General features: G+C 33.4%; 18 protein-coding genes. 8 read left to right on the top strand and 10 right to left on the bottom strand.

The window, feature by feature from the left end; translation table 11 throughout:
- Positions 1 to 23: 23 nt before the first annotated feature.
- Genes aroB through M2098_RS07065 form a run of 6 tightly spaced genes read left to right on the top strand, consistent with a single transcriptional unit; the run spans position 24 to position 6,533 of the window.
- Positions 24 to 1,043, top strand: a complete 1,020-nt coding sequence (aroB, locus tag M2098_RS07090; RefSeq protein ID WP_280683117.1) for a 3-dehydroquinate synthase — start codon at positions 24 to 26, stop codon at positions 1,041 to 1,043.
- Complete coding sequence (gene aroC / locus M2098_RS07085) at positions 1,033 to 2,130, top strand: chorismate synthase (protein ID WP_280683115.1); 1,098 nt, start codon at positions 1,033 to 1,035, stop codon at positions 2,128 to 2,130. Before aroB ends, aroC begins: the two co-directional genes overlap by 11 nt.
- 1 nt (position 2,131) lies before the next feature.
- The gene (locus tag M2098_RS07080) at positions 2,132 to 3,394 is read left to right on the top strand and encodes a shikimate kinase (RefSeq protein WP_280683113.1); all 1,263 of its coding nucleotides are present in this window, start codon (positions 2,132 to 2,134) and stop codon (positions 3,392 to 3,394) included.
- Positions 3,395 to 3,407: 13 nt separating this feature from the next.
- On the top strand, positions 3,408 to 4,427 hold the full coding sequence (aroF, locus tag M2098_RS07075) for a 3-deoxy-7-phosphoheptulonate synthase (RefSeq protein WP_280683111.1): 1,020 nt from the start codon (positions 3,408 to 3,410) through the stop codon (positions 4,425 to 4,427).
- Positions 4,427 to 5,698, top strand: coding sequence for a 3-phosphoshikimate 1-carboxyvinyltransferase (gene aroA, locus M2098_RS07070; RefSeq protein ID WP_280683109.1), 1,272 nt, complete (start codon positions 4,427 to 4,429; stop codon positions 5,696 to 5,698). The genes aroF and aroA overlap by 1 nt, the downstream gene beginning before the upstream one ends.
- Positions 5,688 to 6,533, top strand: a complete 846-nt coding sequence (locus M2098_RS07065; RefSeq protein ID WP_280683108.1) for a prephenate dehydrogenase — start codon at positions 5,688 to 5,690, stop codon at positions 6,531 to 6,533. Before aroA ends, M2098_RS07065 begins: the two co-directional genes overlap by 11 nt.
- Positions 6,534 to 6,560: 27 nt before the next feature.
- Here M2098_RS07065 and M2098_RS07060 read toward each other — a convergent pair whose 3' ends face one another.
- The 3 genes from M2098_RS07060 to M2098_RS07050 all read right to left on the bottom strand — a co-directional run bounded on the left by M2098_RS07060 (position 6,561) and on the right by M2098_RS07050 (position 8,698).
- Positions 6,561 to 7,085, bottom strand: coding sequence for a DUF4256 domain-containing protein (locus M2098_RS07060; RefSeq protein WP_280683106.1), 525 nt, complete (start codon positions 7,083 to 7,085; stop codon positions 6,561 to 6,563).
- Between the two features lie 94 nt (positions 7,086 to 7,179).
- Positions 7,180 to 7,593: an Hsp20/alpha crystallin family protein gene (locus M2098_RS07055; RefSeq protein WP_280683104.1), complete on the bottom strand. Its 414-nt coding sequence runs from the start codon at positions 7,591 to 7,593 to the stop codon at positions 7,180 to 7,182.
- Positions 7,594 to 7,738: 145 nt separating this feature from the next.
- A complete protein-coding gene (locus M2098_RS07050; protein WP_280683102.1) occupies positions 7,739 to 8,698 on the bottom strand; it encodes a Gfo/Idh/MocA family oxidoreductase in 960 nt (319 codons plus the stop codon).
- 221 nt (positions 8,699 to 8,919) lie between these two features.
- Between M2098_RS07050 and M2098_RS07045 the strand changes: the two genes are divergently transcribed.
- Complete coding sequence (locus M2098_RS07045; RefSeq protein WP_280683101.1) at positions 8,920 to 9,480, top strand: manganese efflux pump MntP family protein; 561 nt, start codon at positions 8,920 to 8,922, stop codon at positions 9,478 to 9,480.
- 17 nt (positions 9,481 to 9,497) lie between these two features.
- Positions 9,498 to 10,751 carry a replication-associated recombination protein A gene (locus M2098_RS07040; protein ID WP_280683099.1) on the top strand — a complete coding sequence of 418 codons (1,254 nt, stop codon included), beginning with the start codon at positions 9,498 to 9,500 and terminating at the stop codon, positions 10,749 to 10,751.
- A 97-nt stretch (positions 10,752 to 10,848) separates the two neighbouring features.
- Here M2098_RS07040 and M2098_RS07035 read toward each other — a convergent pair whose 3' ends face one another.
- From M2098_RS07035 to M2098_RS07005, 7 genes are all read right to left on the bottom strand, one after another.
- On the bottom strand, positions 10,849 to 11,289 hold the full coding sequence (locus tag M2098_RS07035) for a DUF1307 domain-containing protein (RefSeq protein WP_280683097.1): 441 nt from the start codon (positions 11,287 to 11,289) through the stop codon (positions 10,849 to 10,851).
- 91 nt (positions 11,290 to 11,380) lie between these two features.
- Entirely contained in the window at positions 11,381 to 11,962 is a 582-nt protein-coding gene (locus M2098_RS07030; protein ID WP_280683095.1) for a hypothetical protein, read from the bottom strand.
- A 175-nt stretch (positions 11,963 to 12,137) separates the two neighbouring features.
- Entirely contained in the window at positions 12,138 to 12,608 is a 471-nt protein-coding gene (locus M2098_RS07025; RefSeq protein ID WP_348521742.1) for a DUF1629 domain-containing protein, read from the bottom strand.
- A gap of 622 nt (positions 12,609 to 13,230) precedes the next feature.
- On the bottom strand, positions 13,231 to 13,872 hold the full coding sequence (locus M2098_RS07020) for a hypothetical protein (RefSeq protein WP_280683091.1): 642 nt from the start codon (positions 13,870 to 13,872) through the stop codon (positions 13,231 to 13,233).
- A gap of 363 nt (positions 13,873 to 14,235) precedes the next feature.
- Positions 14,236 to 14,559, bottom strand: a complete 324-nt coding sequence (locus M2098_RS07015; protein WP_280683089.1) for a hypothetical protein — start codon at positions 14,557 to 14,559, stop codon at positions 14,236 to 14,238.
- Positions 14,560 to 14,568: 9 nt separating this feature from the next.
- Entirely contained in the window at positions 14,569 to 23,373 is an 8,805-nt protein-coding gene (locus tag M2098_RS07010) for a DUF6531 domain-containing protein (protein ID WP_280683088.1), read from the bottom strand.
- 32 nt (positions 23,374 to 23,405) lie between these two features.
- A complete protein-coding gene (locus M2098_RS07005; protein WP_280683086.1) occupies positions 23,406 to 23,864 on the bottom strand; it encodes a hypothetical protein in 459 nt (152 codons plus the stop codon).
- Positions 23,865 to 24,088: the final 224 nt, after the last annotated feature.

Below are 24,088 nucleotides of genomic sequence, written 5' to 3'. Positions count from 1 at the left end.
TTTTTTATTAAAGGAGAGTTTTTATGGAAATTCAAATCAATCTTGATCACAAATCATATCCTATCTTCTTAGGAGAAAATACCATTGATAAACTTCAAGATTTTGTCAGTGACACAAAAAAATACTTCATTTTAACGGATACTAATATTCCTGAATATCTTGTAAGTAAAGTGCAATCCTACTGCAAACAAAGTACAATATATAAGGTAGAACCAGGTGAAGGAAGTAAGAGTTTTGCAACGTATAAAGAAGTGTGTGAAGCTTGTCTAGCTTATGGTATGCAACGCAGTGATGTAGTAATTGCCTTAGGTGGTGGTGTTATTGGTGATCTTGGTGGATTTGTCGCAAGTAGTTATATGCGTGGAATTTCCTTTATGTCCATTCCAACAACCACACTCTCACAAATCGATAGTAGTATCGGTGGTAAAGTAGCAATCAATTTAGATCATGTAAAAAATATTATCGGTGCCTTTTATCACCCAGATGCAGTATTTATTGATTTTAGCACTTTAGATAGTTTACCTAAACGACACATTCAAAGTGGACTGGTTGAAGCTTTAAAAGCAGGATTGATTCACGATGCTTCCTTATATGAAATCTTTAAACAAGATAATTATATGGATCAACTGGAAACGATCGTTTATAAAGCCTTACTTGTAAAAAAAGCAGTTGTCGAACAAGATGAAAAAGAAAGTGGTTTACGCAAGACATTAAACTTTGGCCATACTATCGGTCATGGAATCGAAGCGTACTATGATTTAAAAACATATTATCATGGTGAATGCGTGGCTTTAGGTATGTTGTATTTCCTTGATGATCCTACTTTACAACAACAAGTAAAAACCATCTTACAAAACATGCATATTCCTATCGATGTTGATTATGATATCCAAGAAGTGATGCAAATCATCGCAAAAGATAAAAAAGCAAAACAAACGCATATCGATGTAGTTCGGGTAGATGTACCTGGTCACTCGTATATACAAGCATTAGAACTCAGTGAAATACAACAACTGATAGAAAGGAGTCATCATGAAAAGTAGTATTGGTGAAGCATTACAAATATCCCTATTTGGTGAATCTCATGGAGAAGCCATTGGAGTTTTGATCAACGGTTTACCTGCAGGTATCCCACTTGATGAAAACTATATCAATCACTTTTTAGATTTACGAAAACCAAAAGGAAAAATATCAACAAGTCGTAAAGAACGTGATGAACTTCATATTGTAAGTGGGTATTTTAATGGATATACCACAGGTACACCACTTTGCATTGTATTTGAAAACAGCAACACGCACTCTAAGGACTATCATAACGATAAAATGCGTCCATCGCATGCAGACTATACAGCCAACGAAAAATATCGTGGCTATCAAGATTATCGCGGTGGTGGTCACTTCTCTGGCAGACTTACTGCCCCACTTGTGGCAGCAGGAAGTATTGCACGTCACATCTTAGAAAAAAAAGGAATCGTTATTGGAACTCATATTGCAAAACTACAAGAACTACAAGATATCCCCTTCCCAGAAAGTGAAGATGTTGCTGTATCTGTATTGCAAGAACTCAATCAAACCTATTTTCCTGTATGTGATGTAGAAGTGAGCAAGCACATGCAAGAACGTATTGAAACCCTAGCTAAAACCGGTGACTCTACGGGTGGAATTTTAGAAACGATGGTGCTAGGTATGCCTACGGGTGTTGGTGAACCGTTCTTCTCAAGCTTAGAAAGCGTACTAGCTAAATTACTATTTTCCATTCCTGCAATCAAAGGAGTTGAATTTGGGCTAGGTTTTGAATTTTGCAACTTCAATGGAAGCGAAGTAAATGATGCCTTCTATATGGACCAAGAAACAATAAAAACCAAAACGAATTATAATGGTGGAATCAATGGTGGAATTTCTAATGGAATGCCATTACATCTAAAAACGGTCGTGAAACCGACTCCTTCCATCTTTATTGAACAAGAAACAATTGACTATCAAACAAAAGAAAATACAACCATCCAAATTGAAGGACGTCATGATCCTGCCATTGTACACCGTGCACGTGTTGTCGTGGACAGTGTTGTTGCTATTGGGATATTGGATCTATGCATCCAACAATTTGGTCCAGCATGGGTAGGTGAATAATATGGAATACGGATTAATTGGTGAAAAACTCGGTCATAGTTTTTCCAAAGTCATTCACGAACAACTCGTAAGTGACTATACATACCAACTAAAAGAAATCGCAAAAGAGGATATCGATGCATTTATGAAAGCAAAAGATTTTAAAGCGATTAATGTGACAATACCATATAAGCAAACGGTAATTCCTTATCTTGATGAAATCGATGAAAGTGCCAAACGGATTGGTGCTGTAAATACCATCGTAAATCGAGATGGAAAACTGATTGGCTACAATACGGATTACTTAGGTTTTGCATATACCTTACGTAAACACAACATTTCCTTACAAGGAAAAAAAGTGCTAATCATTGGGAATGGTGGAGCCAGTAAAGCCATTCAAGAAGTAGTACGTCAAGCAAATGCAAAACAAGTGTTGATTGTTGATATCATCGCTAGTAAAGAAACTACGACACTCGATGAAATCTATAAAAAGCATAGAAACTGTGAAATTATCATTCAAACAACACCAGTAGGAATGTCACCACAAGTTGATGCTTCACCAATTGACCTTGATGGATTTGATAAACTTGAAGCATGTGTGGATGTAATATACAATCCACTGCGTACCAGTTTTCTATTAGAAGCGAAAAAGCATAACATTCCTTGTGTAAATGGACTTGAAATGTTAGTTGCTCAAGCAAAATATGCAGTTGAGTATTTTAAAGACATCACCATTGATGATGTACATATTGAGAGCATTTATCAAGAACTCTTACTCGAACAAAGTAACTTAGTGTTTATCGGTATGCCTAGTAGTGGCAAAACCACCATCGCAAATGAAGTATGTACACAGTTAAAGCGTGAGGTTATCGATATTGATGCACAAATTGTTGAACGCATCCAAATGCCAATTGCCAAGTATTTTGAATTACATGGCGAAGCTGCTTTTCGCGAAATAGAAACACAAGTCACAAAAGAACTTGCTAATTCACATCACGTAGTTATTTCATGTGGTGGTGGAATTGTTAAGAACTATGAGAATATTAAAAATTTACAACACAATGGCTTCCTCATTTATATTGATCGAAATATCGAGCAATTACTTAGTGATCCATCAAGACCGCTAAGTTCTAGTAAAGAAGCAATTCAACAATTATATGATACGCGTGCACCATTATACGAGAACTATAGTGATGCAACTATTACCAACCACGATACACTCGTGGATGCGGTGGATCAAGCAATCGCAACATATACCAACCAAATCACAATCATAAATATGTAGGGGGACAAAACAAATGATTATTACGATAAAGAAAAATGCTGACCAACAAGCGGTCAAAAAATTAATCGATAAGTTAGAAACACTTGGTGTTACTGCTGTTGAAATTCAAGGTAGCGACCTTACGATTTATGGGTTAACTGGGGATACAACCGCAATCGATGAAAAACGCATTATGGCAAACGAAAGCGTTGAACACGTTACACGTATTGCCGCAAAATACAAACTTGCTTCACGTCAAATGCACCCAACAGATACCATCTTTGATATCAATGGAATCAAGATTGGTGGACAAGAAAAAATTGTGGTAATTGGTGGACCATGTTCCGTTGAAAGTGAAGAAATGGTTGTCCAACTTGCTAAAGACGTAAAAGATGCTGGTGGAAAAATGCTTCGTGGCGGAGCATACAAACCACGTACATCACCATACGCATTCCAAGGGATGCAAACCGATGGAATTCTTGCCATGGTCAAAGCACGAGAAGAAACTGGATTACCAATTGTTAGTGAACTTATGAGTGCTGACAAAATTGATGAATTTGAAACATACGTAGATGTAATTCAAATTGGGGCAAGAAATATGCAAAACTTTGAATTACTAAAAGAATTAGGAAAACGTACGACAAAACCAATCTTATTAAAACGTGGATTTGCCAACACGATTGATGAATGGATTATGAGTGCAGAATACATTATGGCAAACGGAAATCCAAACGTTATCTTCTGTGAACGTGGAATTCGTACATTTGAAACAGAAACAAGAAATACGTTAGATTTAAGTGTGATTCCAATTATTAAACGTAAAACACACTTACCAATCGTGATCGATCCTTCACATGCAACTGGAGATTGGTCACTTGTAGAAAGTGCTTCACTAGCAGCGGTTGCTGCTGGAGCAGATGGACTTATTATTGAAGTACATAATGATCCAGAAAATGCATTCTCTGATGGAGATCAATGTTTAAAACCAAAACGTTTTAAAGCATTAATTAAAAAAGCTAGAGAAATTGCACAAGTTATCGGGAGAGATATCTAATGAAAGTAGAAATTACACCTTCCGAATGTTTTGGAAGTGTACATCTCCCACCTTCAAAAAGTATGTCACACCGTGCAATCATTTGTGCAAGTTTAGCTAAAGGAAGAAGCATCATTTCGAATGTTGCATTTTCTGATGATATTCTTGTGACGATTGCAGGGATGCAACAACTTGGTGCACATATAGAAACAAAAGATGATCAAGTGATCATTGATGGTGGAATTGACTTTGCCTCATTTGCAGATAACCAAGATGTGTTCTGTAAGGAAAGTGGAAGTACTTTACGCTTCTTCATTCCAATTTTCTCACTAACGAATAAAAGCGTTTCCTTTACTGGTGAAAACCGTTTACTTCAGCGCCCACAAAAAGTATATGAAGACCTATTTCATGAGAAACAATTACATTACACACAAGATGCATCATGTATTCGTATTCAAGGTAGTTTACAACCAGGTGCATATAGTTTAGCTGGTGATGTATCTAGTCAATTCATCTCTGGCTTACTATTTGCTTTACCTTTACTAAAACAAGATTCAACCATTCATATTCAAGCACCTTATGAAAGTCGCAGTTATGTGGATTTAACCCTTCAAATGCTTGCACATTATGGAATTGATGTTGTCTATCAAGATCCATATACGCTATACATCAAAGGAAATCAAACATACCAAGCTGCAGATTACACAATCGAAGGTGATTACTCACAAGCAGGATTCTTTGCTGTCTTAGCTGCCATCAACAATGACTTACAAATCACTGGATTATCGCATGATAGTAAGCAAGGAGATAAGCAAATCATTGATATCTTAAAAGATTTCCATGTGGATGTTACTCCCATACCTTTTGGCTATGAAATAAAAAAATCGCAACTATCTCCAGCAACGATCAATTTAGAAAACTGTCCAGATTTAGGGCCTATATTAAATGTACTACAAATGTATACACAAAAAGAAAGCACCATTATCAATGCAGGCCGGTTACGATTAAAAGAAAGTGATCGTATTCTTGCAATGGAAAGTGAACTACAAGCATGCGGTGTCAATTATTCAAGTACACCAGATACGATTACAATTCACGGAAATCCACCGTATGAAGCAACACGTCAATTGAGCGGACATAAAGATCACCGTATTGTTATGGCATTAGCGATTGCAGCAACCTGCATGAAAGATAAAGTGATGATTGATGAAGCAGAATACATCAATAAATCATATCCAACCTTCTTTGAAGATCTAGCAAGTGTTGGCATTGAGGTGCGCTATGTCAAATAAACCTGTATATGCAATTATTGGTTTAGGTTTACTTGGTGGTAGTTATGCCAAAGGTCTACATGATGCAGGATATCATGTGATTGGGATTGCTAGACGTCAAGAAACAATTGATTATGCGCTAGCGAACAATTTCATCACTGAAGGAAGTATTCAACCAAGCGATATACATAAAGCTGACATTGTCATTCTATGTTTATATCCAAAAGTGATGATTCAGTGGGTACAAGAACATAAACACGACTTTAAACCAGGTGCAATTGTATCAGATATCGCTGGGGTAAAGCGTAATGTTGTAAAACCAATTCAAGATATCTTAAAGGATGTGGATGCCGAATTTATTTCAACACACCCGATGGCTGGAAAAGAAGTCAGTGGAATTGAACATGCAGACCCTTCCATATTCAAACAAGCAAACTTCATTATTGTTCCAACTGTAGACAATAGCGAAAAAGCGATCAATGCTATGATGGATGTTGCAGATATACTAAAGTTTCATCACATCTCACTATTAAGTATTGATGAGCATGATCGAATGATTGGCTTTCTGAGTCAACTTACCCATGTAATTGCTGTAAGTTTAATGAATACACACGATCATGATAAGTTGGTTGATTACACTGGAGATTCCTTTCGTGACCTCACAAGAATCGCCAAAATCAATGAAGATATGTGGAGTGAGCTCTTCTTATTCAATAAGGATATTCTATTAGAGGAGATCGAAGCATTTGAAGCTTCCCTAGATATCTTTAAACAAGCATTAAAAAACGATGATGAAGAAACGATGAAACAACTGTTTATTCAAAGTACCAATCGTCGTAAAAAGTTCGATAAATAGCAAAAAGGAAGCACGTGCTTCCTTTTTCTATGTAAGTGGTTTATAGGTACGAAATCCTCGTGAAGAATAATAGGAATCCGCACTATTATGATATACAAACACATGATTGTAACGTTTATCACCAAATAAAGCTCCACCAAGTTCACGTATCGCATCTGGTGTTTTTAGCCAACTACTTGTTTTGCAATCAAGATCTTCAACACTTTGTAGATAACGGTATTGATCTTCATCAAGTACGTTTACTTGCATGTCCTCTACTAATTTTTCTACGCTTGTATTTGGTGCATTTTTCTTTCGTTCAAGTCGTGCTTTTTCATCATAACAAGCACCCACTCTTGCTTTTGGACTTTCTTTTGCCATATCCACAAATGCCAAACCTACATTGGGTAAATCTTCTACTACATCAATTTCACCACCACTTGCTTCAATCGCTTGTAAACTTACTAAAACTTCATCTGTAAGTAAAGGTTCAATCATTTTCCACGAAGTGTTTGGGTGACGATACATATGACTTTCAAATCTTACTTTTAATGTTTCTATTAACCTTTCCATAAAGCACCATCCTTATTTACGTTATACCATAGATTATCTGTATTTATGCATTTCATGCATTCAAATGAAAAGGTGGAACTTGTCCACCCTCTCATTATTCAATTGCAATTGGTTTACTTTCTGCAATTTCTTTTGGTTTATCTTTTGGGAAAGTTACATGTAACTCACCATTATCATATTTGGCCTTAATGTCTTCTTCAGTAACTGCATCTGAGACATAGAAACTTCTTGTGCATGTTCCTGCAAAACGTTCACGACGAACTACATTTCCTTTATCGTCTTTGTCTTCCTTGTCATCATTACGTGTAGCTGTTACTGTCAAGTAACCATCCTTAAGTGCGATTTTGATGTCTTCCTTATTATAGCCTGGCAATTCCATATCCAATACATAGTTTCCATCAACTTCACGAATATCTGTTTTCATAAAACTTGATGTCTTATTGACAGGTCTAAAGAAATTGTCATCAAACACATCATCAAATAAACTAAATCCTGGTAGTAATTTCATAGTCATCGCCTCCATTTCTTAATGCTATTTATACTATCCTTTCCTAGGATACTTGTATTATAACACCACTTAGCACTTAATCAAGCGAAGTGCTAATCCAGTTTGCGATTGCCCATATTTACCCAAAATTACAGCTTATCCATACTTATTTTCGATTTTCTTTATATACCTTTTCTACCATTTCTACTGTCGTTATACTCATTTCAGGAGTCATAATTGGACTGTAAGTTAATCCTTGATTAATACAAGATTCAACATGCATCACTTCATAGACAAATTCACTGTCACTAGCAAAATCATAGTTTTCTATCTTACCGTTTGAAGATATAATCACTTCTTGCGCTTTCCAAAAGTATGGAACAACCACTTCTCCATGATCAAATGTGAATCTTGCTTCATCCGGATACTTTGTCGTACGTGAAATAATCGAGCGACAATCCACCTCACCTATTTGAAATGATAGATCACTAATATCATCTACCTCATAGGTTGTATAAGTAAGCACTCCTTTATATGATTTTACTGTAGCATCCAATACGTACATCATATATTCAATTGCATACGACCCACTCCCATAAAGTGAGCCACCACCTTTACTTGGATCGAGCATCCATGCTTTTTCATTTTTCATATATGGATAGAAACACGATAACTTTACATGTCGTAAATTTCCAAAACATTTTTGTTGGATCAAGGTTTTGACATAATTCGTCGTTGGTAGAAACACACTTTTTTGCGCTTCCATTAGAAACAAGCCTTTTTTCTTTGCGAGTGCAAAAAGTTCTTTTGCATCACTAGACGTTAAAGTAATTGGCTTTTCACATAGAACATGTTTTCCTGCTTCTAGTGCTGCTTTCACATATGTAACATGTGCAAAATGTGGTGTTGCGATGTAAATGATATTGATATCTTGATCTCGAAACAACGCTTCATAACTTCCGTATGCTTTTGCGATATCTAAGTTTTTTGCATATTCCTGCGCTTTTTGCAGATCTCTAGAAGCAATTGCAACGACTTCACTATTTGCACTTGCTTTTACCCCTTTAACAAAGCGAGGAACAATACTTGCTGTACTCACAATTCCAAAGTGTAATTTTGTGTCCATTATTTACACCTCCTAATACTCACAGTATATCATGCAATCCCCCCTTTCAAAAGCAACACCCTTGTGCTATAATGAGCAAGTCATAAGGGAGTAGTTATCTTACTTTTGTAAGTGTTTTAGTCAACATAATGGCGAAAGCCTGGCTAATTGTAAAAAATGAGACTTATACGATTTTTTTCGTATGAGTCTTTTCTTTACTCTCACATAAAGGAGTACAACATATGAGCATACTAACAATTTTATTAACCAGTATTGGACTTGCAATGGATGCATGTGCAGTTTCACTAGCAAAAGGAATGTGTTACACAAAGAAAAACGCAATTAAATTTTCACTAATTTATGCGATTAGCTTTGGTTTTTTCCAAGGTATAATGCCACTAATTGGATACACTGTTGGTGTAAACTTCACAGGCTCTATTACCTTTCTTGATCACTGGATTGCATTTATCCTTCTTGTATTTATCGGTATCAAAATGATCTATGAAGCCTTTGGTGAACAAGACTTATCTTGTGAACTGGAAATTAAAGTAAAAGATATTTTATTACTAGGTATAGCTACAAGTATTGATGCACTTGCTGTTGGTGTCAGTTTCGCCTTCTTTGAAGTAGATATACTGTTTGCATGTCTAATTATTGGACTTGTGACATTTGTATTATCTTTTCTTAGTGGATACATTGGTCGATTTGTGGGTTCTTTACTTCATACGTATGCCGAAGTTGCTGGTGGAGTAATTCTTATTCTTATTGGAAGTAAAATACTCATCGAGCACTTATTTTTCTAGTGTGGTAAAATAAGAGTATGAATAAACAACCTCTAGCTTTCCGTATGCGTCCAACAACACTAGATGAAGTTGTTGGGCAACAACACTTAATTGGAAAGAATCAAATATTACGTAAAATGGTCGAACAGAAACAACTCTTTTCGATGATTTTTTATGGTCCTCCTGGAACTGGAAAGACGACACTAGCAAGTGTATTAGCTAACGAAATGGGTGTAAAATACCGCAACTTCAATGCTGTAACCGGAAATAAAAAAGACTTAACCATCATTTTTGAAGAAGCTAAGTTTTTCCCAGGTTTAGTTGTCATTGTTGATGAGGTACATCGCTTAAATAAAGATAAGCAAGATTTACTACTTCCACATATTGAGAATGGAAGTATCATCATGATTGGAGCAACTACTGCCAATCCACTATTTTCTATTAACCCTGCCATACGTTCAAGAACCCATCTATTTGAAGTAAAATCTTTAGATGAACAAGATATCAAGATCGCTTTATCACGCGCACTACGCTCCCCTAAAGGCTTTGATGATCAAGTTAAAGCAGATAATGAAGCACTCACTAGCATTGCACGTCTAGCTAATGGAGATATCCGTTATGCATTAAACCTATTGGAGTTGTGTGCAACAGCCACAAATGCAATTGATAAGGAAACGGTTGAAGTTTATAGTTTTACACCAAATGTCGCAAGTGACAGTGATGGAGATTATCATTACGACTTGTTAAGTGCATTTCAAAAATCCATTCGTGGAAGCGATGTTGATGCTGCATTATATTATTTGTCGATACTGATTGAGATTGGGGACTTAGAATCCATTGAACGCCGTTTACTGGTAACTGCGTATGAAGATGTAGGCTTTGGTAATCCACAAGCAGTCGCTCGTTGTATCAATGCAATTAATGCAGCAAAGCGTGTGGGATTTCCTGAAGGTCGCATTCCTTTAGCACACACAATCATTGACTTATGTCTTTCACCAAAAAGTAAAAGTTCAGAAGTTGCCATTGATGCAGTAAAACCATATCTAAAAGATCAAGCATATCCAGTACCTGGTTACTTACGCTTAACCCCAGTTGGTATGAAAGATGAAGATAAGTATGATTATGGCAGACTTGATCTTGTGGATAAAATCCAATATCTACCGGACGCACTAAAAAACGTATCTTTTTATACACCAAGTCTTAACTCACAATACGAACGTGCACTTGCCGAAAATTGGAAAAAACTAAAACAAACAAAACGTACAAACAACTTAGCTAAACTAAAGAAATAGTACAAATCTTACACATCAAAAAGCAGTATGACATCATCAAAGTGTCATACTGCTTTTGCATTTCATATTATCCTTATTGTGTTAATAACTATATTCTCTATTGTTTTTCACATTCAATATGGTTGTTTTGATGATATTCTAAGAATTTTTCTACACTTGGTCGATACACATCTCGATAATGTGAATATTCCCATCCGACATCATTTAGAACATTAAATGCAGCAACTGTGAAATCAATATCAACTGTAGCAATGACCTCATTATTAACTATATCGACATCCACGATTACTCCATCAATATTTCTTAATTCATCAAGTTTTGCATTCAACTCTTCTACGAATTCTTCTTTTGTTTGGTCATCAAATATTTTATACTTATATTCCGTTGAAAGCGACAATATATCATCACCTTCATATTCAATACTTTCTTTTACATCCATATTCACTGCTAAATTCTCACATACATATTTATCGCTCGTGGAATTTGTACACGAACTCACCACACAAACAATCAATATAAATAATACATATTTCTTCATTCTTTTGATCCCCTATTAATGCACTTACTTTTACTATTTATCATACTTCAGTTTCTTACTTTTGAATTGTATGTCTTGTTTGAGACTCTAATTAATCTTTCTTTTGATATGCCTTAAGAATTCCCTCATATTTTTTCACTCGATTGTCATCATCTTGTAGAGAAGAGATGTTGAACATAATTCCACAATAGAAACCCCATAAAGAATCCTCTCCTATGCCGACTGAGTCTGAGAGATTTTCTAACTTTAACAGGATTTCATATATTTCTTTTTGCTTGTTTACTGCAATTGATGATTCAACTTTGTCCATCTCATTTTTTCTAATTCTAACAAAATCGTTATTCGGCAATATAAAGATAAATCCGATTTTATTTAAAGTTCCTTCATCTATACTTGCATAATTTTTTTCATAAATTGTTATTAATTTGTCTAAATCCTCGATATATTTCTTTTCATTCTCAGTTCTGTATAAATAATCAAAATGATCATTTAGAAAACTTGTATCTGTATTACTGTCGAACGTGTCAACATCAAACACCCTATCCCCATATGTCTCTTCATAATAACGGATAAATTTTGTTGATTCATCTTCAGCTTTTGTTATGTCTTTGTTTTTATTACATGAAGCTAAAAAACATGTAAACACTAATAGAACTAAAACTAGTCTTTTCATTTAACCTTCTCCCTCAATATAAACACTTCAATACTATCGTGTATATTTCCAGTAAAATCAAAATATACTTTGTAATGTATCTCAGTAAGAACGTGATCCATACGTTTTTTCTCGTAGTACGTCTTAATTAAATCAACATATATCCGCAGCAAAAACGAAAGAAAAAGACATAAGACTAGTTTGACTTTTGCGGATAGAATTCAAAGCCAATCCAATCATGTTCAATAATAATATCCTTAACTTTTTCTGAAATGTAAATAGGCACAGAATTCTTATCTGCCCGAAAAATATCATAACTACTACATGTTTTAGTATCTAAAAATATCGCATTCGGAACAAATATATACATATTGTATTTTTCATTATAGCTAAAGTTGCTCATACTCATATCATATGCGTCAATGTAATTCAAAACATTCATAACTACATAATCTTCGTTTAATTTATTTGTCACAACATCAATTAAACGAATTGGTAAATACTGGATTCCTTTAAATCCACATCCTTCAAATACCTTTCGAACTTTTTTATGAATTATTGGCCATCTCCAAGAATTTAATAAATATTCACTCTCCAAATCAGACGCTTTGGAACTATAATAGAATTTAACAGTCGGCCAGTCACTAATCAATTTTCCTTCTTGTATAATATATCGAAAAAAACCTTTCTTATAATTACCATATTCTATTTCATCTAGATTTGATTCTTCTGCAAAAATTGTATTAGTACCATTTTTATTGCAGCATCAATTCTTTCCATATCAAATGTTAATTCATAAAACATATTCCTTCTCCTTCATAATCATACCATACTTGTTTTTGGTATGTTCGTACATCTTGTTTACTTTCACTGATTTTATCTCCTTGTGCACCATATGAGATCATAACCTGAAATAGTGCTAATTTACTTGTTAGTATCGTTTATTACGTATTGCTTGCATTTCTCTAATTATAGTTCATAAATTTGATATGATCACATGCTATAAATGTGTATTTAGTAGAAAATAATTATTGGATACAACATCAAAGTTGTTAACTTATGTCATTTTTGAATCATTATATATACTACTTTTTAAACATCTCTTCGAGCATTAATCTCCTATTGTAGTAGTTCCAACTAACTTCACAGCCTAATAAGTTTAAATCGGGGCTAGTGGTGATTCAGTTTGCCTTTAATTTATAAAAATAAACAACCTATATCTGGTCAATTAACTCCAATTATAGGTTATTTTGAATATATTCACTGAAATCCTAGAAAAGTAAAATATTCTATTTTCTCTGCTTTAACGCAAAATCTTCATCTAAGCTTAAATAGTAATCTCTATTTTCTAACAACAGCGAATTCCATTCAATGATTTTATTAGAATCTATATAAATGGTAATAACTTTAGAGGATAGAAAATTATTGCTCACAATTTGTAATGGTGTATTTAAAATATTATTCAATTTACTAATATCTATAGATTCATCTGAGAATGCAACTATATTACCAAATATCTCATTATTTAGTTCATGAAAATTTTCGCATAATGGTCTTCCATCTAACGTACAAATCCAAATTTCCAATAAATTATGGTGACTACATTCAGTGATTTTAGATAATAACTTTTCATCAACATATGTAATATTCCTTAATTCCGCAAATTCCTCCTTTGTAAAAATCACAGGAATATACGGTCTTGAATTTTTAATATATTCCGTTTCTAATGGTACTCCAATAACTAAATCTTCGTAAAATCTCAATTTATATGTATAGAAGATGCTTGAACCAAAATTCAAAGTAATTACTATATCTCCATTAATAGGAATAATTAATCCTATGAGTGGTCCATCATGATACACTTCATCATTCTTAGTTATTTGACACCAATCATTATACAAACCTGATATTTTATATTTATATCTTTTCATTTATTTCTCCTACTTTAAAATTGGTATATCTTTAATACTTTTTTCTTCACACTTCTTTAGTGTAGATAATAATAATCATGAATTTTGAAACTTCTTATGATTGAATACCGTTGATGAGCATGTTACCTTTCGTGGACTTGTAATATAAGTGTTTGCCACTACCACATTCAGTATTCTAGATGCGACAAAGAGACTTTATACCCTAAAGATTGATAATCCTAGTTTGTACTTATCCTATATATACGTATTTTCTTTTTTCTAAACTTTCTTAGCTAATAAAAAAAAGACTCTTTTAGTTTTAAATTATAGAGTCTTTTTTGAAAAACCTTATTTTAATAAATTCAAATAACTAAGTCTAGTTACTTAATCTTCTTCATTTATTCTTATTGCAATGTAAGGTTTAAAAAATAGCTTGTAAAATTCATTATTTTCCATATTTATGTATAGACTATTTTCCTTCCTTATTAAGTGTGTAACTTTTTTTGCTTCTATTTTGAATATAGGGGTTTCTTGCCCTTTACTTAATATTGATATGTAGCATTTATTCTCATAAGAAAAGACATCTAATGTTAATATTATATTTTTTTCATCACTTGTTTTATACCAATAAATTTGCTGCTCCTCTCCATAAGGAAATCTAGGATAAGATTCAAATAACTCTAATAAATCTAATGTATCAAACTTCATAATTACCTCCTATTTAGGTATAACAGTAATAACCTTTCCAGATGAATTAGTAATTACTGTTATATCAACTGTTGTATACTTTAATGTTCCAGGATAATCTCCCATACTTTTCATTCCATTTATTATAGCATCTTCTACCACCATTGGAGGTATATTTCTAGGTTGAACATAATTAGTGACAAACTCATAGTATTCATTTGTTCCTGGAACTAATCCTTGGTTTTGAGCTATCGTATTTGCTCTAGTTGTTAATTCAGCTCTAACTTCGGCTGTATCTGGTGCCATTCTTTCTAGCGCATGTTGAGAATATTCTCGTCCATTTATAGTTGAACCACCCTCTTGCATATTCCAACTAGTATTATTATTCGAACCCTGTACAGTACTCACACTTTGTGCCTTCCAAGTATTTCCAACTCTATAAAGTGCATATCCTCTAGCATAACCATCAAGTCCTGACTGATGCAAAAAGTAATAACCAGTCTCAATATATGCACTAGCTGCTGAAAAAGTTTTCTGCCAGTCTTCTTTCAGTTCGACTTGAGTCAAATAATTTTTTCCTTCACCTTTCATTCGCACTTTCAAATCTAGTACATTTAGATCCCATACACTTATTACTCTATACATGTTGGTTGGAATTTTAGAGTCGTTTATTCTTAAGAAATCTTCTAGGTTCTCATTAAATAGTCTATTCCCTTTTCCATCGTCAATAGCCCATACAACATCTTCTCTAAATACCATTTTATAAATTGTGTATTTCTTTAACTCTCTTATTCTTTCTTGATAATATCTACTATTTGGATTAGTATAATCTTCCACAAACTGCATATACGCGAAAATACAATCAACTTCCGTTTGAGTTGCTTTAGCGACTCCCTCTACTACCTTGTACTCAACTGATTGTGGGTCAATTTTTTCTAGAAGTTTAGTTGTTGTCTTTTCGAGCATTCCTTGAATTGTTTCCCGCAATACTTGTTTATGCGTCTTTTTATTCTTTGATGTTGTCTTGACAATATGCTTTTTAACACTCGACACTACCTTTTTCACGCTACCAACAACAGCACTTACTATACTTTGTTTCTTCTTTTTCTTTGCTTTATTTCCATCCTTATCCACATACTTGTAAGGATTACTTAATGCATAGTTGTAACGGTTTTGAGTTGCTACATCTGTGTTTTCACCTTTGTAGTTGCGATCGATTTGGATAAAGTTTCCAATGGTTGGATCATAGTATCTAGCACGTAAGTAGATGAGTCCTGTTTCTTGTTGGTACTCTCCATTGTATGCATGACTTTGTGCTATATTGCTCGTTTTTCCATAATCACTGTACGTTAGTTTCGTAACTTTGTTGTTTTTTACTTGTAATGCAATACTGTCATTTAAACTCGCTACTAATGTAGTTCCATCTTCTTCCAAGATGGATAATCCATACACATTACTATTTCCATTTGTTTCTAGAATTTGTGTATACTCTACGTTCTTATCAAGAACGAAATCTGTCACTTCTACATCCTTTTTGTAGCTTGCAGTATATGAACTTGTTCCTTGATATGTACAGACACCACCATTTGCTTCTTTTGTTTTTACTTGTTGGCGTAGTCCATCAAATGTATTTTTAACTTTTGTATCACTTGAAGTTGTTACATCGATGACTCCTTCATAATCATACCATACTTGTTTTTGGTATGTTCGTACATCTTGTTTACTTTCACTGATTTTATCTCCTTGTGCATCGTATGCAAAGGTATAGATATAATCACCTTTTTGATGTTCAACTAATTGGTCAAATGCATCATATGTATACACTTCTTTACTACCATCAGAATTCACTTTACTTGTAAGGTTTCCATTATCGTTATAATAGTAACGACTTACACCTTTTGCACTTTCAACACTTTCTAATTGGTTTTTATCATTATATGTATACGTTTTAACACCTTCATCATTACTTGAAACACGTTTGTTTCCATACATATCGTATGTGTAAGATGTCTTAACTAATTTTCCATCTACATATTTACTACTTTCACTTAGTTCATCTGCATCATTATACACATAGTTATTTTCTTTGCCGTCAATAACTTCTTTAACGACATTATCATTTGCATCATATGCATACGTACGGCTTTGTTCGAGTTTCTTATCCTTGTAGATATCTTGTTTTACAACATTTCCTAATTTGTCATACGCAAATGTTGATTGCATATTTCCTTGCACAAGATCAACAAGTTCACCTCTATTGTTATATGAATACGTTGCAATTGTTGCATCGTTCTTCTTCACAGTAGACAACATACCATCTTTATAACTATAAGTAACGACGTCTTTATTTGCGTAAGTCATTTTAGATAATTGCTTATCTTTATTGTAAGCATAACTTACAGTTTCTTTGTTTGCATTTGTTGAAGTTAACATTTGGTCAAATGCATCATATGTATATGTGATTGTGCCATTTGCACCTTCTGCTTTAATTAGATTGTTTCGTTTATCATAACTGAAGGTTTGACTATTCTTTTGAATCTGGTTGTTATTGTTGTCATAAGCATATGTGATAATTGTGCCATCTGGTTTTGTTTCTTCAACTTTATTACCAAATACATCATATTTTGTTTTCTCAACATATCCATATTCATTTTTCTCATATGTACATTGATTGAAATCATCATATGTATATACTGCCATTTTTGTTCCTACAGTTTTTGTAAGTGCATTTCCATTTCCATCATACGTATATCTAACAACACGTCCTTGTGCATTCTCAGCTTTTTCTAGTTGACCAAGTGTATCATAGGCAAATAGTTGTTTGACACCTCGCTTATTTATAAAGCTAGTTTCATTTCCATTTGCATCAAATGTTCTTTGTTCTGTATTACCATTAGCATCTGTAATTGTAATTGCATTACCACTTTCATCATATGTAACACTTTGAATTACTTGCATACTTCCTTCATATTCTACAAGATATGCAGATGGACGATTGCATGCATCATATTGTGTTTCGATTACTTTTCCATACTCTGCTTCTTGGATTACATTTCCATTTGCATCGTATGCTTTTGTTTGTGCAGTTTTACCATTTACCTTTGTTTCAATAAGCTGGCTTTTTGCATCATATACATAACTTTCTTTGTATGTATCATTTTCAACTTTTTCAAGAAGTTCTCCATACACATTGTATGTATATGCTGTTTTATAACCTGCAGCATCTTCAGTACTAACATTTCCGTATGTATCATATGTGTAAGTTGTAACATTTGAATTTCCATCTTTTTTTGTAGCAACTTGATTGTAATCATTGTAGGTAAATTGTTCTTGAACGACATCATTCACACTTGTTTTTACATGATTTCCTTTTTCATCATAAATAGAAGTTGTTGTTTTATTTGCTGTCGTTTCTTTTGTGACATTTCCTAGTACATCATAACTTCGTTTTGTAATGACACTATTATAGTCACTTTCTTCAATGATTTGACCATAGTCATCGTATACAAATGTCTTACTAAAACCTTCACTATTGGTTTCTTTGCTGACTTTATTTGCATCATTATATGTATATGTAATAGAGCCACCAATAGCATCTTCTACCTTAATTAGACGCAGTGCGTCATCATAGCTATACAGTGTTTCAAACCCACGCGCATCTACTTCTTTTTCAAGTTGTTGGTATGCATTATATAAACTTTGTTTTGTATTTCCTAGTGCATCGATTTCCTTAGTTACATTTCCGTTCGCATCATATTCCGTTTTGCTGGTATTTCCTAATGCATCAGTTGTTGATACTTTTTGGTTTTTTGCATCGTATGTGTAAGTGATTGCATTTCCTAATGCATCCACTTCTTTAGTCACATTTCCATTTGCATCATAACTTGTCGTCGTTTCACTCTTACGTTTTACATCTGTCGTCTTTGTTAATTGACCCAGTCCATCATAACTATATGCTAATTCTTTATCGCCAATGACTTCTTTGATTTTCTCATTACGTTTGTTGTATGCGTATGTTGTACTTACACCAAGCGGTGAAATACTTTCAATCACATTTCCATTTTTGTCGTACACTTGGCTTGTTGTTCCTTGCACATTTGTTGTGGATGTAACTTGTCCAAGTTGGTCATATGTATAGCTTATTGTACGACCATATGCATCGATTTCAGTCAATTTTTGGTTATATACATCATAAGTGAAAGAACTACTTCTTCCATTGCTATCTTCTTCTTTAGTTACATTTCCATATACATCATAGCTTGTTGTTGTTTGTAGTTGCGTATATTGATCTGTTTTTGTTACTTGTCGACCAAAATGATCATATGTATAACTTTCATTCAGTTCTGTATTTTTCTTTGTTCTTACATCCCCATATTTGCTGTAGGTAATACTTTCAATTAATGTACCTTCTTGATATGTATTAAGCAATTGATTGTATTTACTATATGTAAATGATGTTGTAAATCCATATGGATCAACAACTGTAATGCATTGTCCTTTTTCGTTGTATGCATACGTTGTTGTATTTCCTAGAGCATCCTTATCAGCAACAAGAAATCCTTGTGCATTATAAACATGTTCTACTGTATTTCCATTTTTATCTGTTTCTTTAATTAGATTTCCTTCACCATCATACGTTTGTGTTGATATATTTCCTAATACATCAGTTGTTGAAATGATTTCATCATCAAAGTTATATGTATACGAAGTCGTGAAACCTAATGGATCTGTTTCTTTGATCTTACGGTTGTACACATCATATGTATACGTTGTGATCACACCATCTACATCTTCTTTTGTAATATTGTTATTACTGTCGTAGCTATATGTTGTTACATGTTCAATCTCACCAATACTCACTGTCTTTGTTTTGATGCGACTATATGCATCATACGTATACGTTGTTTTTTGTCCGCGAATATCACTTTCTTCAGTTAAAAGCAAACCAGTATATACTTTACTTTCTTTGGTTCCATTGGTATATGCTTTTTCGATTTCACGGTTTTTATCATCGTAGCTATATGTCGTTTCTAATCCAGTAGCATCAACATGTTTGATTAATAAATCCTGATCATATGTATCTGTACTTTTTTGTCCACGTACATCAATTGTTTTAATTACATGGTCTAAGGCATCATACGTATAACTTATTTCATTACCTAATCCATCACTTTCCTTAATTAATCTAAGTTTAGCATCATAGGTATATGTTTTTGTAATTCCTTGTGCATCTGTTTCTTTGATACACTGGTTATTACTATCATAAACTTTTGTATTTGTTAGACTTCCTTTTTTACTAGCAATTACATTATTGTTTTTATCATACGTATTTGTAGTAATTCCACCAATGCGATCACGATAACTTGTAATGTTTCCATTACCATCATAACCCCACTCTTCATAAGTCCCATCCGTATACGTTTTCTTAATCATTTGATTATTATCGTTATACAAATACGTTTGATTTTTACCCTGGTTATCACTTTCTTTTAGTACGTTTCCACTTGCATCATACGTAAAGTTTTCAACTAGACCATTTGAATGTGTAATGCTGGAAATTTGATTTCCACTATATGTATATGTCTTTGATGCACCTGTAGCACTTGTTTCTGTTACTACACGATGGTTTGCATCATACGTATATGTTGTAAATGTTCCATCTGCTAGCGTATGTTTTACTAGATCATTTCCTTGATATGCAAAATACTCTACACCACCATCACGACCCGTTTTACTTGTTACTTGGTGTGCGCTATTATACGTATAACTTTCTGTCGTTCCATCTGGATATACGATTTCAAGTAAATCATGTTTATCATACGTATACGTTGTTTTATTTTGATCTTCATCGATTTTCTCAATAATATTGCCATACGTATCATAGCGATATGAACTACTTGAACCATCTCCATAAGCAACTTTCGTTGTTTTAAAGTCTTCATGTTCATACGCCACTTTTGTATTATCAGCTAGAGTAATATCCGTCTTCTTATTTGTATAAGAAAACTTCATTTCTTGACCTTTTCCATCCTTTTGGCTTTTTACTTTACCTTCATTATCATAAGTATTTGTGGCAATGGTATTTCCATTTTTATCAATGATACTACGCATGAAGTTCTTATCATCATAGTTATATATTTCTTTATGTCCTAATACATTTGTATATGATGTTAAATTACGTTTTGCATCATAGGTATAACTTACACTTTTTCCATTTGGTAATTGGATACTTTGCACTAAATTGTTTTCATTGTAGGTAAAGCTAATTTCCTTTTCACCAACACGAATACTTTGAATTGCACCATATGCATCATAAGAAATAGTCGTTTTGTGTCCAGTTTTTTCAATGATAGTCACAAGTGTTCCATAACTATCAAATACATACGTTTTTCCAGTTTCAATATCAAAGATTTGAACTTCATCTTGTTTCACTTCGATTTCAATACGATCTGTTGTTTTTGGTGTATATCCATTTGCGGTTTTATCAATTTGAAGAATCTTCCCATCCCCTCTGAAAAATAAGATGTTCTTATTTTCATCATAGGTTACATATTGCTCCAAATTACTTGTAAACCCATTTCCAAACATATTTGAAACTTGTTCTCCCGTTGAGTTGTAATAACGGTGGAAAGTAAATGCATCATAATCTTTTAAAGTGAAATCTTGTGTTTCATAATAAAAGTTTCCATTGGTTGTCGTAATTGGATCCCCAATTGGACAAGTTCCATAACATTGTGGTCCTCGATATACATATTTAGCTTCATACGTAATCGTACGTAGTGGTGGTGTATAAACATCTTTTGGTACTTTGGTATTATCTTTCTTAAAACGGATAAATAAAACTTGTCCAGCATAGACACTATTGCTACTTTGATTATTATCCAATTTGATTTGATCAATACTTACTCCATAATACGAAGCAATAGAACGTAATGTATCTCCATTTTTAACTTTATACTTGATAAATCCATCCGTTATGATACTTTTTGAACTCTCTATACCATCTTTTTTAACCTTCATAACATACTCGTATAAAGTATCAAATTTTGGAATGCTTTCTGCTTTTACATAATTTGTTGTATAGTTTTGACCTTCTTTATTTCCATTATATGATGGTTGTACTGTATGTCCACTTCCATATGGGTTTGTAAATACGATAGGATGAGAAAAATATGCTCCTCCTACACTCATTGAAAGAAGTTCATTAATTACTGTAGAGTTACCGTCTTGTTTTTCATGTAATTTAAATACAGCTGTTGCATATGGTTTTATTAGACCATCTAAACTTAATGCTTTAAATCCATCATTTAATTTACTAACAACACGTAGCTCTTGATCAAAATTTTCAATGGAAAGGTTTGGATCCACATCATAATCTTCACGATATTCAATCGTAATTCTTGGACGACTTCCCGTACTTTCACTATTAAAAACATTCGCAAATACGTTAATTGATTCATTTTCCGCCTTTAATAATAGTGTTTTTTCGCTACCTTTGTATCGACTACTAACATAACCTGTAATATCAAATTTATAATATTTGTTTTTAACTCCTTCAACATTATTTGTTGATAGTTTTTTCTCTGCAGCAGGTTGGGTATTCCAAGTTAGTGTATTTAAATTTGCATTGGCACATTCATACGCTTCAATATTTTTCCCCATCAAGTGACTCACACCTTGCTCAATACCGTCTTGTTCTTTATATAATTCTAAGTTTGCCTTTTCGACACGCATATTATTTCCAAGATTTGGTTTATCGATGTAAAAATATGAACGGTTTACACCTGTTCGTACACCAATACCTGCCCAAAACTCGTTATCATATCCAACAAACAAATCACTATATTGACTTGAACTAAGGTTTGGTGTTTCACTACGCACGTAACATGATGTAATATTCAGTACTTCAAGATTTGCCGCTCTTGTGCTTAAAGCAATTGGATATACTTGAGCACTATCATTAATCCAAGTTTGATCTAAGCTCAATGATACATGTACGCCATCCTGTGCATTTTCGTATGCGATTTGACTGTTTCCAATCGCTTCTGTTGCACTTCGAATTGTTGGTTTAGTAAACACATATACATCTTGATCTGGATTATCACTACGATAAAACACAACTCCATCGTCTGTCTCTTTACTTGTCAAATGTTGACTAGTAAAAATAAAATCCAATGTAGATTTTTCAACAGGTCCATTGATATAGAACGTAGTAAATACTTTATTTGAACGTATTACATATTCCATATCGATATTTTTATATACATTCGTAAATAAAATTACATTATCTTTTACACTATAATGTGAAACATCTGCATCTGGCAAACTCCATTGCAAATCACTTGTTTCTTCATTTGTTACACGAACACTGTTTCCATCAATTTGTACATCAAGCAATCCATCTTTACTTTTATAAATCGCTTTATTTGAACGTGTTCGATTTACATTTTCTAATCGATCATCAATATCAACTAGTTTCCCATCTTCTTCTTTATGAATTGGCTCAAAGTACGTTTCCTTAACGAAAACGCCTTTTTGAATTTCATACGTTTTTGAATTAATTTCACGCTTGTCTTCAACCTCTTCATACGATTCGTATGGATCACTTAAATCATAGTTACTTGCTTCTTTTGTAACTACAGTTTCTTCCTGTTCATCATCATTTGCATCATATACATTAACAATCTCTCTTTGTATATCTTTTTGATACATACTTCCATAACTTGCACCTGGAGTAATTCGATTTGACTGCGCAGCTAATACACGCAGCCCGGTATCAGATACTTGTAACAGCATCAGACACACTAAAAATACTGGTAATAGTTTCTTTCTCATGTCTATTCTTTCCCTTTTCATTCTATGTTTAATTATTTACACGCACTTTTTGCATATGTTCGATATTCTTCATATGCTTTTTCTAAAGCATTCACACTTGCTTCAGTTTCTTTTTCTTTGAATTCTTTAACTGCTTTAATCAACACTTCTTGTTTTTTATACAATTGTTTTTGTTTTTTCCCCTCATGTTTCTTAAGCAGTTTATGCTGTTCAACTAATGCATCTTCATAGTCCTGATAATCTTCGTACCATTTTTCACTACATAGATCGCTACGTTCCAACAATATTTGTAACTCATCTGTATTAATTGATGCTAATTCACAAACATCTTCAATGGTATCTGCTTTCTTTTGATCATCATCCTTAACACTTGTACATTGTTGCAAAAGCAGAAGTAATAACAGTAGCAACAACACAACAACAACTACATGCTTTACCTTCACTTCTTTCGTCTTTATGGTAAATAGTACCTTGTTCCAAATCTCTCTCAAAATGTTCCCCCTTTATAAAAAAAGTGCAAAGTAAAAAAACAAACGTTTTGTTTCTTAACTTCGCACACATAACATACACATTTTAACATATAATATGTGTCATTTTCTATATATTTTTTTTCGTACTCTTGGTAGTGTAAAATATCTTGTGTAAACTCCTTGAACCACCAAACCATGAGAAATGGTTAATATAGAAAAAGGGTGCCGTTCCTAGTAGAATTAAT

This window comes from Breznakia sp. PFB1-19, from assembly GCF_029893935.1.
Taxonomy (GTDB): Bacteria; Bacillota_I; Bacilli_A; order Erysipelotrichales; family Erysipelotrichaceae; genus Breznakia; species Breznakia blatticola.
Note: the sequence above shows the minus strand (reverse complement) of the source record. Positions and strands in the feature narration are given on the sequence as shown.